The sequence below is a fragment of the Rhodococcus sp. Eu-32 genome (genome assembly GCF_003336925.1).
Classification (GTDB): Bacteria; Actinomycetota; Actinomycetes; order Mycobacteriales; family Mycobacteriaceae; genus Rhodococcoides; species Rhodococcoides kyotonensis_B.
In genome coordinates, this window is sequence record NZ_QGNK01000011.1 from 160927 (window position 1) to 177369 (window position 16443).

A 16443-nucleotide genomic window follows, 5' to 3' on the forward strand; every position below is an offset into this window, starting at 1 on the left:
CTGGGGGTGACATGACCGTCGCTCAGCTTCGTGAGTGGCTGCGCAACTGGGTTGCCGAGGCCACCGGCCAGTCGGCAGAGCAGATCTCCGACGACCGGCCGATGGAGGAGTTCGGGCTGTCCTCGCGCGACGCCGTCGCTCTCAGTGGTGAGATCGAGGAGCTCGTCGGCGTCACGCTCACGGCGACGGTCGTCTACCAGCACCCGACCATCGCCTCGCTCGCCACGATCATCATCGAGGGCGAGCCCGAGGTCACGGACACGGTCGACGACTCGTTCTACACGCACGGGCTGCAGCCCGGCGACTCGCACGACATCGCCATCGTCGGCGTGTCGACGCGCTTCCCCGGTGCAGGGTCGACGCCCGAGGAGATGTGGTCGCTGCTGAGCGAAGGACGCGACGGCATCACCGATCTGCCCGAGGGCCGCTGGGAGGAGTTCACCTCCGATCCGGCGATCAAGGCAGCCGTCGACGCGACCGTCACCAAGGGCGGATACCTCGACGACGTCAAGACGTTCGACGCCGAATTCTTCGCGATGTCGCCCAACGAGGTCGTCAACGTCGACCCGCAGCAGCGACTCGCTCTCGAACTGACGTGGGAAGCGCTCGAGCACGCACGCATCCCGGCGAGCTCGGTGAAGGGTTCGCAGGTCGGTGTCTTCATCGGTAGCTCGTCCAACGACTACCAGTTGCTCGCCGTCAGCGACCCGAACGCGCACCCGTACGCGCTGACCGGAACGTCGACCGCCATCGTCGCCAACCGCGTCTCGTACTTCTACGACTTCCGTGGCCCGTCCGTGGCCGTCGACACCGCGTGCTCGTCGTCGCTCGTCGCCGTCCACCAGGCAGTCCGCAGCCTGCGTTCCGGTGAGTCCGATCTCGCCGTCGCCGGTGGCGTCAACATGCTGCTAGCGCCGCCGATCACCGTCGGATTCGGTCAGACCGGCGTGCTCGCGCCCGACGGAAAGATCAAAGCGTTCTCGTCCGACGCCAACGGCATGATTCGCTCCGAGGGCGGCGGTCTCGTCGTGCTCAAGCGTCTCGAGGACGCCAAGCGAGACGGCGACGACATCCTCGCCGTCATCGCGGGCTCCGCCGTCAATCAGGACGGGCGTTCCAACGGTCTTCTGGCTCCGAGCCCCGACGCCCAGGCCGACGCACTTCGTTTCGCGTACCGCGATGCAGGTATCGCCCCGTCGGGCGTCGACTACATCGAGGCGCACGGCACCGGCACCATCCTCGGAGACCCGATCGAGGCCGACGCGTTGGGACGCGTCGTCGGCCGTGGGCGCGACGCCGACAAGCCTGCCCTGCTCGGTTCGGCCAAGACCAACTTCGGCCACCTCGAATCCGCCGCAGGCGCAGCAGGTTTGATCAAGGTCGTCCTCGCGATGCAGCAGAACCGTCTGCCTGCGTCGCTCAACTTCGCGGGCCCCAACCCGTACATCGATTTCGACAAGGCGCATCTGAAGGTCATTCCCGACGGCGCGGAGTGGCCTCGCTACACCGGCAAGGCCGTCGCGGGTGTCTCGGGCTTCGGCTTCGGTGGCACCAACGCGCACGTCGTCGTGAAGGAGTACGTCGCCGACGAAACGACAGGAGTGGAGCCTGCGGAACGACCCGATGGTCAAGCCGGTTTCGACGCGGCGTCGGTGGACCCGGAAGCTGTTCTGGCGGAGGGTGTTTCGGCAGGAGTGGAGCCTGCGGAACGACCCGTCGAGGAAGAACCCGTGGTTCTCGAGACGCCCGCTGCGGAGGAGACGCTCGCCGAGGAGCTCGCTCCCGAGACGATCGTGCTCGCCGTGTCGGCGGCACTGCCGTCGCGACGCAAGCGCGCTGCCTCGGATCTCGCGGACTGGCTCGAGACCGAAGAGGGCAGCACGACCCCGCTCGTCGACGTCGGCCGCGCGCTGGCCAAGCGCAACCACGGTCGTTCGCGCGCAGTGGTTCTCGCGTCGACGACGGCCGAGGCCATCACCGGACTCCGCGCGGTCGCCGCGGGCAAGCCGGGGCCCGGTGTGTTCTCGGCCGATTCGCCCGCGTCGAACGGGCCGGTGTGGGTGTTCTCCGGGTTCGGCTCGCAGCATCGCAAGATGGCGTCGCGGCTGTACCGCACGAACAAGATCTTCGCTGCCGCGCTCGACGAGGTCGACGAACTGCTGATCGACGAGGCCGGGTACTCCATCAAGGAGATCGTCCTCGACGACTCGCAGACCTACGAGTTCGAGAACTCTCAGGTCGCCATCTTCGTCATCCAGATCGCCTTGGCGGCAACGCTTCGCGCGCACGGCGCCGAGCCGACTGCCGTCATCGGGCACTCGATGGGTGAGGTCGCCGCGGCCTATGTCGCCGGTGGTCTGAACCTCGAGGACGCCGTGCGCATCATCTACGCACGATCCCGCCTGCTCGCCGAGGGCCAGGAGGGTCTCGGTGCCGCGTCGCAGGGCGCGATGGCACTCGTCGAATACACCCCCGACGAGGTCACTCAGCTGACCGATCAATTCCCCGACGTCGAACCCTGCGTCTACGCAGCACCGACGCACACCACGGTCGGTGGGCCGCGTGAACAGGTCGAACAGCTTGTCGCGCAAGCGGAAGCGGCCGAGAAGATGGCCCGCATCCTCGACGTGAAGGGCGCAGGCCACACGGCTGCAGTCGACCCTCTGCTCGGTGAACTCGCGGCCGAACTGGCAGGTATCGAGCCGGGCAAGCTGCGCGCAGGCGTGTACTCGTCCGTCGACAAGCAAGCCCACTACCGCGCCGGCCACGAGCCGATCCACGGCGTCGACTACTGGACCAAGGGCATGCGGTACCCGGTCTACTTCACGCAGGCCGTCAATGTGGCTGTGGGAGACGGGCATACGACGTTCGTGGAGCTGGCGCCGAACCCGGTCGCTCTCATGTCGGTCGCCGCGACGGCGTGGGCTGCGGGCGTCGCCGATTCGACGCTGATCCCGACGCTCAAGCGCAAGGAAGACGAGGCCGGGACGTTCCTGGCCGCGCTCGCGCAGCTCTACGTGCACGGTCACGCGCTCGACCTGACGACGCTGTTCGACGACGGTGCGTACGCGGCGATTCCACGAACCGCTTACCTGCGCAAGGAATTCTGGCTGTCGACTCGGGTGAACTCGAGCGGAAGCGCCCGGATTCCCGGATCTCGGGTAGCACTGCCGGACGGCCGCCACGTGTGGGAGGTCGACGCGTCGGCTGTGGATTCGTTGGACGCGTTGGTGAATGCGGCTGCCGCACAGGTGTTCTCGGGCGTCACGCTCGGCGCGTCCGTGTCGCACGGTTCGGTGCCTGCCGGTGGCACGCTGGTCACGACGCTGACGTCGCACCTCGGAGGCGCGTCGATCCAGGTTCATGCGCGCGCCGGGTCGACGTTCACGCTGCTGCACGAAGCAGTCGTGACATCGGGTGAGGCGCTGCCGGAACCTGTTGTCGCAGTGCCTTCTTCTTCTTCGCCCATGGAAGAGCTGCCCGAGGTGGTCGAGGACTTCGGTGATCGTTGGGATCCGGCAGGCAAGCAGACCATGGAGGAGCGGCTCGCGATCATCGTCGCCGACTCCATGGGCTACGCACCCGAGGATCTGCCGCCGGAGATTCCGCTGATCGAGCTGGGTCTCGATTCGCTCAGCGCGGTGCGCATCAAGAACCGCGTCGAGTACGAATTCGACATCCCCACAGTGCAATTGCAGGCCGTGCGTGACGCCAATCTGCGCGAGGTCGAGAAGTACCTGCGCTACGCGCTCGAGAACCGCGACGAGGTTCAGGCGCTGGCAGATCAGCAGAAGGCGGAGAAGGAAGCCGAAGCCGCGGCCGAAGCCGGTGGCCAGGCGCGCGACGAGGCGCTGGAGAAGGCCGTCGCGACCCCCGAAACCGACGTGCCGAGTGCCGAATACCAGCCTGCCCCCGAGACCGGGGCTGCCGACGTCGGCAATCGTGAGGCGTTCGCCGAGGCGGCCGGGTCGGATGTGCCGCCGCGTGACAACGCCGAGCGTCTGACGTTCGCCACATGGGCCGTCGTGACGAAGGAGTCCGCGAAGGGCATCTTCAACACGCTGCCGATTCTCGACGACGAGACCGCCGAGAAATTGGCTGCTCGGTTGACCGAGCGTGCGGGCGGCGAGGTCACGTTCGACGACGTCCTGGATTCCGAGACCATCGAGCAGCTCGCCGAGAAGGTACGTCCGCACCTCGAAGGCGGGGAGATGGACGGGCTCGTACGCAACCTGCGTCCGCGTCCCGAAGGGTCGACGGCCACACCGGTTTTCGCGTTCCACTCGGCCGGTAGCTCGACCGTCGCCTACGAGCCGCTGCTCCGCAAGCTGCCCGCGGGCACGCCGATGTACGGACTCGAGCGCGTCGAAGGCCCGATCTCGAAGCGGGCCGCCGAGTACGTGCCGCTCATCCGCGAGATCCAGCCCGAGGGTCCCTACGTGTTCGTCGGCTGGTCGCTCGGCGGCATCCTCGCCTACGAGGTCGCACGGCAGATGGAAGAGCAGGGCATCGAGGTCGCGTACGTCGGACTGCTCGACACGGTCATGCCGGGCACCGAGATTCCGGACACGCGCGAGGAAGTGCGTCGACGCTGGGAGCGGTACGCCGCGTTCGCGAAGAAGACGTACGGCGTCGACTACCCGATTCCGTACGAGAAGCTCGTGGATGCCGACGACGAGGGCCAGATCCGGATCATCACGGACCTGGTCAAGCTCAGCGGCGCGAAGATCCCCGGCGGCATCATCGAGCACCAGCGCACGTCGTGGCTCGACAACCGTGCCATCCAAACGGCGGAACTGAAGCCGTACGGTGGACACGTGACGCTGTACATGGCGGACAAGTATCACGACGACGCCATCGCGCTCGAACCCGCGTACGCCACCCGTGAGGAACACGGCGGCTGGGGTCCGGTCGTGAAGGATCTCGAGATCGTGTACATCGGAGGCGACCACCTTGCCGTCGTCGACGAACCGTACATCGGCCGTATTGCGGCACACCTGACGACGACGCTGAACGACATCGAGTCAGCTAGAACCGGAGTTTAGAATCTTGACTGGTACCACCGCGGAAAAGCTGGCCGGGCTACGCGCCAACCTCGAACTTGCCAGGGAACCGGCGGGGGAGGTCGGTGTCGCCAAGAGGGCGAAGAAGGGCATCCCGAGCGCGCGCGAGCGCATCGACATGCTCCTCGACCCGGGCAGCTTCGTCGAAATCGGCGCGCTGGTCAAAGCTCCGAACGATCCGGGCGCGCTGTACAGCGACGGCGTCGTCACCGGCCACGGAACCGTCGACGGCCGTCCCGTCGCGGTCTTCTCGCACGACCAGACCGTGTTCGGCGGAACCGTCGGCGAGATGTTCGGCCGCAAGGTCGCCGGGCTGATGGACTTCGCGATCAAGGTCGGCTGCCCCGTCGTCGGCATCAACGACTCCGGTGGCGCGCGCGTGCAGGACGCCGTCACGTCACTCGCGTGGTACGCCGAGCTGGGCCGTCGTCACGAGCCGTTGTCGGGCATGTGCCCGCAGATCTCGGTCATCCTGGGCAAGTGCGCAGGCGGTGCCGTCTACGCGCCGATCAACACCGACATCGTCGTCGCCACCGAAGAGGCGTACATGTTCGTTACCGGACCGGACATCATCAAGTCCGTCACCGGTGAGGACGTCAGCCTCGACGAACTCGGAAGTGCACGCAAGCAGGCGCAGTACGGCAACGTGCACCACGTCGCGCGTGACGAGAAGGCCGCGTTCGACTGGGTGCGTAACTACCTGAGCTACATGCCGTCGAGCTGCCAGGAAGATCCGCCCGTCGTGAACCCGGGTCTCGAGCCCGAGATCACCGAGTCCGATCTGTCGCTCGACCGGATCATGCCCGACGCCGACAACGCCGGCTACGACATGCACGACATCATCCTGCGCCTGTTCGACGACGGCGAGTTCCACGAACTGTCGTCGGAAATCGCGCCGAACGTCATCACCGGTCTGACGCGGGTGGACGGCAAGTCCGTCGGTGTCGTCGCCAATCAGCCGATGTACCTGTCGGGTGCGCTCGACGCCGACAGTGCCGACAAGGCAGCGCGTTTCGTGCGCATCTGCAACGCGTACAACATTCCGCTGGTGTTCCTCGTCGACACACCCGGCTTCCTGCCCGGCGTCGACCAGGAGAAGGTCGGCGTCATCAAGCGCGGTGGCCGATTCCTGTTCTCGTACATCGAAGCATCGGTCCCGAAGATCACCGTCGTGGTCCGCAAGGCATACGGCGGCGGCTACGCGGTGATGGGCTGCAAGCAGCTCGGTGCCGACATCAACTTCGCCTGGCCGACGGCCCGTATCGCGGTCATGGGCGCCGAGGGTGCCGTCAACATCATCGGACGCAAGCAGCTCGCCGCGGCAGGCGAGAACGCCCCCGCCGTGCGTCAGCAGCTCATCAACTTCTACAACGAGCACGTCGCCACCCCCTGGGTCGCGGCCGAGCGTGGCTACATCGACGCCGTCATCGAGCCGTCGCAGACCCGCCTCGAACTCCGTAAGGCGTTGAAGCTGTTGACGGAGAAGAAGGTGTTCAAGAACCCGCGGAAGCATCACCTGTTTCCGATCTAGTGTCCCGGCCTTTTCGGCATCGATGGCCCGCAGCATCCGATAGACGGTTGCCGCGGGCCATTCATGTTGGTGGCCGACTCGGGCCTGTTGGCATCGATGGCCCGCAGCATCCGTTGGACGGGTGCCGCGGGCCAACGATGCGGTCGGTGGTCAGGGCTTCACGACGATCCGCGGTCTTGGCCGGCTCCGCGCGAGTTCGTAGTGAGACCTCAAGTCCGCCAACACTTTCTCAGGGTTGTCACGAATCTCGCTGGGCAGCGTGGACAGCAGGAGAAGACCTTGATTCTGTATATGCGTTCGCCGTTCCATGGTCTTCGCGTGGTCGGGAGGGGAGAGGTGGTGAGCGTAGGAGTCGACTTCCCACACCCAACCGACCTCGTCGAGGAAGTTGTCGAAGCATCCGATGAACACGCCGGATTCGGTGTACACGTTGCAGTTGTGCAGCATCGGTGGGAGCCCGCTGCGGGCGTAGAGCTTCTGTGCTTCGGCTTCCGCGACCGAATGCGCGTCGTCGCGTAACTCGTTCACTACTCGTCGGCTTATAGCGCCGTATTGTCTTGGCCCATCGCGCAGTTCGCGGTCGATGTCGGCGATCGTGACTTCGCCGCGTTGGAGAACCTCGGCAAACAACTGAGTGCACAACTTGTCGCTGGTCACTGCACGCGTTGTGTCGACCAGGCACCGAACCAATGGCGCGACGCGGAGGCTACCTTTGATGGTCGGGTCGGGTAATCGGCCCGTGCGCTCCACGCGCACAAAAGATTTGGAGGCGCGTCGTAGGTCCGACGGGATCAGCACATGCACCTCGCTGGGCGTGGCGCCCGTCCCGTAACCGTGCGCGCCGAGGCCGACGCGACCGGTGATCATGCTCGTAGGACCGCAGTACTCCAGTGCGGCGATCGACCGCTGAAGAGGCGTCGGGTACCCGTTGTGCAGTAGATAGACGCTCGGCAGCGCGCGCTGCCAAGGCCCACCGGGCGCGCACCGGGCGGTGAGGGTGCTGTCGGAGACCTTCGCCTCCCGAAGCATTGCCCGGGTGACGACGCCGTGAGTGCTGAGATCGTGCAGTTGAGACGGTGACCATTTCGGTTTCTTCATGCGCTCACCCTCGACGTTCGCGCCGACATGAAGATCGGTATCCCGCAGGTCGCGAATTGGGTTGTGGATAGCGGCGTCCTGTGGACAACTATGGTCGTGTCGGCGATGGGCGAGGACAGTCGACGCGCCGTTGTGGTGCCGATCTGGTGCGGTCGCACCGGTTGGCATCGATGGCCCGCCACAACCGTTAGACAGTTGCCGTGGTCCATCGATGCCGAAAAGGTGCGCTGAAGCAACGGCGTCGATGGCCCGCCACAACCGTTAGACAGTTGCCGTGGTCCATCGATGCCGGAAGGGCTCAGCAGAACCCGCAGAACCTACCTGTCGAACACGCGCAGGTTCCCGGGCGTCCAGAAGCCCGATCTCGTGGCTTCGGCGGTGTCGATGGTCGCCGGGACGGCCTGGGGGTAGTACGGGTCGTAGCGCTCCAAGGAACCCCAGTCGCGCGCCCAGTCCCGGTTGAGGTAGGTGGGCACGGTCACGGGCTGGGCGAGGAGTTCGCTCCATCCCAGCGGACCACCGTTGTCCGCGGACTGCCAGGTGTCGGTGGAGCTGACGGCCAGCGGGCGGTCGGGGAGGATGCGGTATCCGGGCACCTCGGCGACGCCGTACTGGTGGTCGAAGGGACGCTGGCACGGGAACTGCAGTCCGACGGCCCAGTCGAGCAGCACGGGCTGTTCGCTGCCGATGACGGAGTTCAGCGTCTCCAGCTGCGGCACGCGCGGCGGGGTGAACGCGAACCACTGGTCACCGGTCAGGTTCGGGTCGTTGGCGACGATGCGAACGGCGTCGGCGTCGCCCGGCAGGTCGGCGATCGGGATGCGCAGGTTGCGCCACGACGGCGCGGGGCCGATGTCGCGGGGCAGGTAGGTGCCCTTGACGTCGACGGTGCCGTCGGGCTGGCGGGTGCCGTATTCGACGAGCAGCGACTGACCGTAGGTCATCGCGCCGGTGTCGTCGTACGACAGGATGCGGCCTGCGGCCGAGATGACGATCAGCGGTGCAGAGTCCGAACGTTCCGGCAGCGCATACCAACTCGACGTAGCCGACGCAGGCTCCTGGATGCCCGGCTGGTAGGAGCCGAGGACCGGGGTGGTGGCGGGGTCGAGTCCGAACGGCAGTGCCGCGGTGGAACCGTTGACGCCACGGGCGCCGACGCCTCCTCCGGTGCCCGAGCTCTGGCCTTCCTCGAACGCGGGTCCGACGCTCTGTTGATCCGTATTGCCTTGTCCCGGTTTGACTTCCACGGCATCGGCGCTGAGGTCCGTCGGCACACCGTTCGGTGTGAAGTTCGACGGCGTCGATCCTCCCAGCGGTCCGGTCTCGGGGTCGAAGTCGTCCGGAATCGGTTGCAGCACGCCGGCATTGGCGTCGGACTCGACGAGGACGTCGTTCGCGAGTCCGCACGTGTTTCCGGTCAATGCCTGGATGTTCGAGCGCGCCAGCGAGTAGGCCGGGTATTGCGACACGGCGCCCTTGACGAGTGACAGCACTTCGAACAGCACCATCAGTCCTGCGATCACGGTCAACGGTGCTGCTGCGAACTTCTTGATGCGTCGTCCGCGTTCGGTACCTGCGCGCGGCTGCGGCGGGGCGTAGCCCTCACGTAGGTACTGCCATGCGGCGAGTGCCAGCGCGAGCGCGAAGAGCACGAGAAACAGTGTGTTGGACTGGTTTCCGCTCAGCGATACCGTCTTGTCGAACCATGGCACACCGTAGCTGGAGACGTACCACCATCCGTTGATGCCCGAGAACGACAGTGCGAGAACGAACATCAGGCCGGCGAGGAAGATCGTCCTGTTCCGGCGCGAACGCAGTGCGCTCGCGGAGACGGCAACGGCCGTCAGGGCTGCAAGGCTGCCTGCGATGCCCGCGTACGAACCGAAGTGGTGGGTCCACTTGGTCGGGTTGAACATCATGAAGAAGATCGTTCCGAAGACGACACCCATCAGACGCCACGCGGGCCCGTTGGAGATGCCGGGAACGCGGCGACGACGCAGCAGCACGAACAGCGTCGTGAAGAGACACAGGATCATGGCGAGGAACGCGAAGCGGCGTGCCACGGAACCGTCGACGGTCTGGACGAACAGGTAGTAGTAGCGCAGGAAGTCCTGGTACCACGCCTCGCTCGGACCGATGGCGGTACGCACCCGCGTCGACTCCATGACCGTCGCGAACGTCTGGTCGGCGAAGACGACGACGAGTACGAGGAAGCCGGCGGCAGCCAACGGCGCCAGCAGCGGCAACGTGCCGACGAGACGATGACGACGCACCACGATGCGGGCCATCGGGCGGGCACCTGCGAGCAGGGCAGCCACACACATCAGACCGGTGGGCGCCGATGCGAGCGTGAAGGCGCCGATCAGGAACGCGGCCGCGGCGGGCAGCAGCCGCCCGGTAGCGATGGCGCGCTCGATCGAGCACCACGTCAGCAGCGCGCCGACGGCAACGATGGGTTCGGGTCGCAGGCCGTTGTTGTAGGGCAGCCAGAAGGCGAGGAAGACCAGGCCGCCGGTCCACAGTGCGACGTTGGACTTCCGCACTGCCCGGCCCAGGCGCGGGACGACCTCGCGGCTGATGACCATCCAGCAGAGCACGCCTGCGATCAGCGCGGGCAGACGCATCCACGGGCTCGCTGTCGAGATCTTGGCGAAGACGGCCAGGACGTCGTAGTACCAGCCGAAGGGTGCCTCGGGGACACCGAACCAGCGGAAGTAGTTGGCCATGTAGCCCGACTTCTCGGCAGCACGGGCCATCGTCAGCAGGTATCCGTCGTCGGAGGTGTTCGCGCCGACGAAGTGCCAGCCGACGAGCACGCCGACGACGGTGACGTCGACGCCGGTGAACTTCCACCAGTGCGACGGGAAGAACCTGCGGTGACCGCGGCCGTCGATGCCGTCGAGACGTCCGAGCGCAACCATCGCCGAGATCGTGCAGACGACGGCGACGATCATGGCCAGGAGCTTCAGAAGGGTCGGTGTCGACGAGAACCGCGAGTCGACGTCGATCGTGACCGACATGTCCGCAGGTGCTGCGCCCTGGAGGTCGGTGAAGACGCCGACGACCTGAGGTCGCAGGTCGCCGTCGAGGCGTCCGGCGCGCGGGTTGCCCGCGTCGTCGGACAGCCCGGTGAATTCGGCCGTGGTGGAGTCGATGTCCGAGTTGATCTCGATGGACCCGCAGGCTGCGCCCTCGACGTCGGCGCGAGGTGCCGACGCGACGACGACGTTGCGGTCGAGAACATCGACCGACCCTTCGCTGACGCGCACGAACAAGCTGTTCAGCGCCGCGCCCTCACCCTGCGCAGGGGCCGTCGCGAGCAGCAGTCCGCCCTGCGGCGGCAGCTGGGCGACGGCGCTACACGGAAGGGTCGCGGTGAAGGCGATCGGCGCCTGGGAGACGAGCGGCGCGTCGACGTCCTGAATCGATCCGTTCTGCGGCCACGAGATGGTCGACGTCGTCTGCACGACGGGCAGGAACGGCGTCATGATCGCCAACAGCGCGCCGAGCAGACCCGTGACTATCGCGACCAGCCGCGTCGTGCGGACTTGGGATCGCAGATCGACCGCCGAGCCCTTCTTCGATGGAGCAGGGGGCACAGCGGATGTATCTGTCACGACGTCGGGCACGATTGACGATGTTATGCGACCGTGATCGGTTCATCGCACCCGCGTCGAAAAGAAACCGGCAAGAATCCCGTTTCATCCGACTCTGATGGGTCCCTCCGACTCCCATCCGCTGCGGGTGACCGTGTCGACCGTCAGCTCGGCCGGCGCAGCGGACGAATCGATCGGCGTGAAACGCTCAAGCGAACCCCAGTCGCGGTCCAGGTCGTCGCGTAGATAGGTCGGTACGACCTGCGCCGACAGGACGAGTTGCTGCCACCCGAGCGGTCCGCCGCCGTACGCGTCCATGACGGGGCTGTGAGCTGCCGCACCACTGCGGTCGGGCAGGATCCGGTACTCGGGCAGTTCGGCGACGCCGTCCTTGTGACCGAACGGACGCTGGCAGGGGAAACCGAGCGCGACGGTCCAGTCGAGCATCACCGGGACATCGGGTCCGATGACGTCGACGAGCGGGGTCGTGCGCGGAATGCGCGGCGGCGTCACCGCGAGCCACTGGTCGGGCGAGATGTCGGAGTCGGTGGCGACGAGGCGGATGCGGTCGGCGTCGCGCGGGATGTCGGCCAGCGGCACCCGCAGGTTGCGCCACGACGGCTGCGGTCCGATGTCGATCGGCGTGATGCGTCCGAGGACCTGGTCTCCCGACGCGTACTCCACCTCGAGCGGCTGGCCCGACGCGACGATGCCGTCGGAGTCGACCGAGCGAATGCGTCCTGCCGCGCTGATGGCGATGAAGTCGCTGGCAGGGTCGTCGGGCAGGGCGAACCACCCGGTCTCGAGAGTCGCGGGTTCTGCGGTGTCGGCGCCGTAGCTGCCCAGAACCGGGGTGCGCGACGCGTCGAGCCCGAACGGCAGGGCGACGGAGCTTCCGTTGATACCGGTGGCCTCGGTGGTGCCGCCTTCGGTACCGGACGCCCCGGACGCGGATGCCGTCTGCTGGTCGGTGTCCGCGTCGTCGCCGAATCCGCGGGTGCTCTGCTGCGAGACGTCTTCCTCGTCGGCGGTCAGGTCGGTCGGGACGCCGTCGGGTGTGAATCCGGTGGTTCCCGGCCCGGCGAGGGAGTCCGCGACGGACGAATCGATCGGCGTGAGCATCGAAGAATTCGGATCTTGTTCGACAAGTACATCATTGGCGAGTGAGCACGAGTTCCCGGCCAGCGCGTTCAGGTTCGAACGGGCCACGGAGTACGCCGGATACTGGGCCACGATGCCCTTGGCGAACGACAACAGCTCGAACAGCACGATGAACGCGGACATCACCGTCAGCGCGGACACGCCGAAGCGCGCGGATCGGGCCGGCGCGCGATAGGGCGCGCGGAGATGCTGCCACCCAGCGTACAGGAGCGCGAGGACGGTGAGTCCGAGAAAGACCGTCGAGAAGCCTTTTCCGAGGATCATCGGCGGCTTGTCGAACCACGGGATGCCGTAGCTCGAGACGTACCACCAGCCGTTCGAGCCGGTGAACGCGAGCGCGGTCAGGAACAGGACCGCCGCGGTGAACAGCGTGCGGTTGCGCGCGTTCTCCCGTGTCACGGAGGCGACTGCGACCGCGGCGACGGCTGCGAGCGATGCGGCGAGGCCCGCGTAGACACCGAAGTGGTGCGTCCACTTGGTCGGGGTGAACATCATGAGCGCCAACGCGCCGATCACGATGCCGACGATGCGACGCGACGGGCCGAGTGCCACACCGGGAATGCGACCGTTGCGACGCAGCATGACGACGATCGTCGTGATGACGCACAGCACCATTGCGAAGACCGCGAATCGGCGGGCGAGCGAGCCGTCGGGCGTGATCTCCATGAGCGAATCCCAGCGGGTGCGCTCGTCGAACCAGGGGACGTTCGGGCCGACGGCCGCACGCGCTTTCGTCGCCTCGAGAACCGTCGTCACCGTTTGATCGGCGAAGACGGCAGCGATGATCACCGTGCCCGACGCGAGGATCGGGGCGAGAACGGCGGCGTATCCGACCATGCGTGCGCGCGCGATGACGACGCGAACGAGGGGGCGTCCGCCGGCGAGAAGGGCGGCGACGCAGATGAGTCCCGTCGGCCCGGCGGCCAACGAGAACGCGGCGATGAGGACGGCGACGGCGGCAGGGAGGAGTCGGCCGGTGGCGATGGCACGCTCGATCGAGCACCACGTCAGTAGCGCGCCGAGAGCGATGACCGGCTCGGGGCGTAGACCGTTGTTGTAGGGGAGCCAGAACGCGAGGAACACCAGTCCCGCCGTCCAGATGGCGACCTTGTCGAAGCGGACGGCGCGACCGAGACGTGGAATCACCTCACGGCTGATGACCGCCCAACACAGCACCGCGGCGACGAGCGCGGGCAGGCGCATCCACGGGCTGGCCGTCGACACCTTCGCGAACGCGGCGAGCATGTCGTAGTACGGCATGCCGAACGGCGCTTCGGGGACGCCGAACCAGCGGTAGTAGTTGGCCATGTACCCGGCGTGCTCGGAGACGCGGGCCATGGTGAGGAGGTAGCCGTCGTCGGACGTGTTCGCGCCGATGAAGTGCCACACCACCAGCACGCCGACGACGATCCCGTCCACAACGGTGACGCGCAGCCAATGCGCGGGGAAGAAACGGCGTCCTCGACGGCCGTCGAGCAGGTCCAACCGATGCAGCGCGATCAGCGACACGATCGTGCCGAGCACCGCGACGGCCATCGCGAGCTTCTTCAGCAACGTCGGGGTCGACGAGAACCGTGAGTCGATCTGCACGTCCACGCTCAAACCTGCGGGCGCGGCGCCGTCGAGTTCGGAGAATATACCGACCGTTTGGGGGCGCTGGTCACCCTCGATCGTGGTCGTGACGTCGGTGCCCGCGGCCGACGCGGTGCTCACGACGTCCGTCGAGCTGATGTCCACCGACGAGCACGACGCCAGCTCGGCGTCGGTCAACGACAGCAGAACCTGTTCGCGCAACACCGCCTGCAGGCCGCCCTCGGTGCGGGTCACGACGAGTCCGACGCCCTGGGCGTCGGGCGCGCCCGGTGCGGTCGTGGACAGAACGACCGTGTCGGAGGCTGCACCGGAGATCACGTCGCACGGGATGGACGCGTCGATCGACAGCGGCGAGTACGACACCAGCGGCGCCTCGACGGAGTTCAGCGTTCCGTTCTGCGGCCAGCTGATCGACGCCGAATCCTGAGTGACCGGCAGCAGTGGCGTCACGATCGCCGCGAGGACGGCGATGACACCGGAGACGACAGCGACCAGTCCCGCCGAGATACGTGACGTCGATTTTGCGGAAGGCGGTTTCGGTGCGGTGGCTGCTGCGGTGGACACGATTGTCGATGCTAGGGCACGGGCCTGTGGGCCCCTGTTTCTCGCAGGTCAGGGGGTGTTCACCAACGGGCGCACGTCCCACACCCAGACGCCGCCGTGAAATTCGCCTTCCGAACCGAGGAGTTGGTCGACGGTTCCGCGCAGCGCGGTGGCGTTCTTTCCCGGCGGCAGGACGACGACGTCGGCGTTCCAGAAGCGCAGATCGTCGACGGCCTGTGCCCGTTGGTCGGGAGTGATGTCCGGGACCGTGCCGGAGTTCTGCACGGATCCGAGCAGCAGAGCGGTCGGACGATCGACGGCACCGTACTTCGCCTTCTTGTCCGCGGCGTCGCTCGGCCCGACGAAATAGCCTGCGGCGAGCGGGAATTGCATGTCGGCTTGGATCTGCCAGCGCAGCGGACGTGCGTCCTCGGGGCGCGGCAGCGGCACGGTGACGACCGAGCCGTCGGACACGTAGTTCTTCCACTCGTCGCCCGCGAAGAACTGAGGCGTCGGCGACCGATCGACGGCCTGCAGCGGCGTCGGTACGAGCGGAATCAGGGCCAGCGCCAACGCGATCGACCACAGCGCAGGAACCGGACGCAATCCGCGTCCGAATGCCTTGTCGGTGGCGACGACGATCAGCAACGCGAGCGCGGGCACGGCGGCCAGCGCGAAACGAGTTTCGAGTACCGACTCGACGAGATGCACGTCGGCCAGCCACGTCCACGGCAATTCGATTCCGGTGTTGCGCTTGCCGATGTACAGCTCGGATCCGAGGGACAGAACGCTCACGACGACGACCGTCACGGCCGCGGCGCGCACCCTGGCCTCGCGCCACATCCACAGGGTGGCGATCAGACCCAGGACGAGCAGCGGCCATCCGAAGTAGGCGTTCTCCTCGGTGGCGTTGATGCTGACGTCCTGGCCGGGTGTGGCGGTGCCGCCGATGGATTGGGCCGGGAACTGGAACAGAGCTTTGACGTCGTTGCCCATGTTGCCGTGTTCGAGGAACGAGTAGCTCTGCGGCCCGAAGAACTGCCAGTACAACGGAATCGCGACGAGCAGCAGCGTCAGGATCGCGGCTGACGGAAGGCTTTTCGACGCGTTCTTCACCGCAGGAACGAAGCTTCGCGGGCTGCCGAGGTAGTAGGCGAAGGCGAACACGCCGAACGCGATCGCGAAGATCAGCAGCGGCTCCTCGCCCAACATGATCTGCAGCGCGACGACGAGGCCGAGCGTGATGGTACTGCGGCGGGTGGGGCCGTCCTGTGCGATGCCGATGACGAGCGATGCGATCACCGGCAGCAGGAACAGGACGACGAAGTTCGGGTGACCGTTGGCGTGCGACACCATCCCTGGGGCGAACCCGCAGAGCGCTCCTCCGAGTGCCGACGCTCCCTTCGAGGCGCCGACGCGTCGCGAGAACAGCCAGTACCACGCGTACGCGGTGCCGCCGAGGCCCGCGGTGAGGGCGATGGCCCACGTGACGGTCGGGCCGAACAGCAACGTCACGGGTGCGAGCGGAATCGACAGCCCGAACATCGCCGTGTTGGCCATCAGGTTCACGCCGAGCGGGTAGTTCTGCAGATCGCTCGACATCGGATTGTCGAGGTGCGCGACCGCATGCGCTGCGACGGCGAAGAACCATTCCCACATGGCCTGGTCCTGGCCGCTGTTGTACAGGTACCCGCTCGACAGGTTTCGCCACTGACCTTGCAGGACGAACAGGGCGCCGACGGTGAACGCTACGGCGGCCGCGAGGTCGGCGCGGTCGAGCCGTCGCCGCGCCCCGGTCTTCTGTTCCTGCGTCGTCCCCGAATGCTCGAGAACGGTCTGGTCGGTGGTTGTCATCGAA

At 66.7% G+C, this 16443-nt stretch carries 6 protein-coding genes; 2 read left to right on the top strand and 4 right to left on the bottom strand.

The window, feature by feature from the left end:
* Positions 1-11 precede the first annotated feature (11 nt).
* Entirely contained in the window at positions 12-5045 is a 5034-nt protein-coding gene (pks13, locus tag DK926_RS15330; protein ID WP_114331168.1) for a polyketide synthase Pks13, read from the top strand.
* Positions 5046-5049: 4 nt separating this feature from the next.
* On the top strand, positions 5050-6594 hold the full coding sequence (locus tag DK926_RS15335; RefSeq protein ID WP_068430012.1) for an acyl-CoA carboxylase subunit beta: 1545 nt from the start codon (positions 5050-5052) through the stop codon (positions 6592-6594).
* A 150-nt stretch (positions 6595-6744) separates the two neighbouring features.
* Here DK926_RS15335 and DK926_RS15340 read toward each other — a convergent pair whose 3' ends face one another.
* From DK926_RS15340 to DK926_RS15360, 4 genes are all read right to left on the bottom strand, one after another.
* Positions 6745-7692, bottom strand: coding sequence for a hypothetical protein (locus tag DK926_RS15340; RefSeq protein ID WP_114331126.1), 948 nt, complete (start codon positions 7690-7692; stop codon positions 6745-6747).
* A 317-nt stretch (positions 7693-8009) separates the two neighbouring features.
* Positions 8010-11291 (bottom strand): arabinosyltransferase domain-containing protein, encoded by a 3282-nt coding sequence (locus DK926_RS15350; RefSeq protein WP_243636839.1) that lies wholly within the window; start codon positions 11289-11291, stop codon positions 8010-8012.
* Positions 11292-11393: 102 nt separating this feature from the next.
* On the bottom strand, positions 11394-14606 hold the full coding sequence (locus DK926_RS15355) for an arabinosyltransferase domain-containing protein (protein WP_114331129.1): 3213 nt from the start codon (positions 14604-14606) through the stop codon (positions 11394-11396).
* Between the two features lie 48 nt (positions 14607-14654).
* Positions 14655-16439 carry a glycosyl transferase gene (locus DK926_RS15360; protein ID WP_114331130.1) on the bottom strand — a complete coding sequence of 595 codons (1785 nt, stop codon included), beginning with the start codon at positions 16437-16439 and terminating at the stop codon, positions 14655-14657.
* Positions 16440-16443 lie beyond the last annotated feature (4 nt).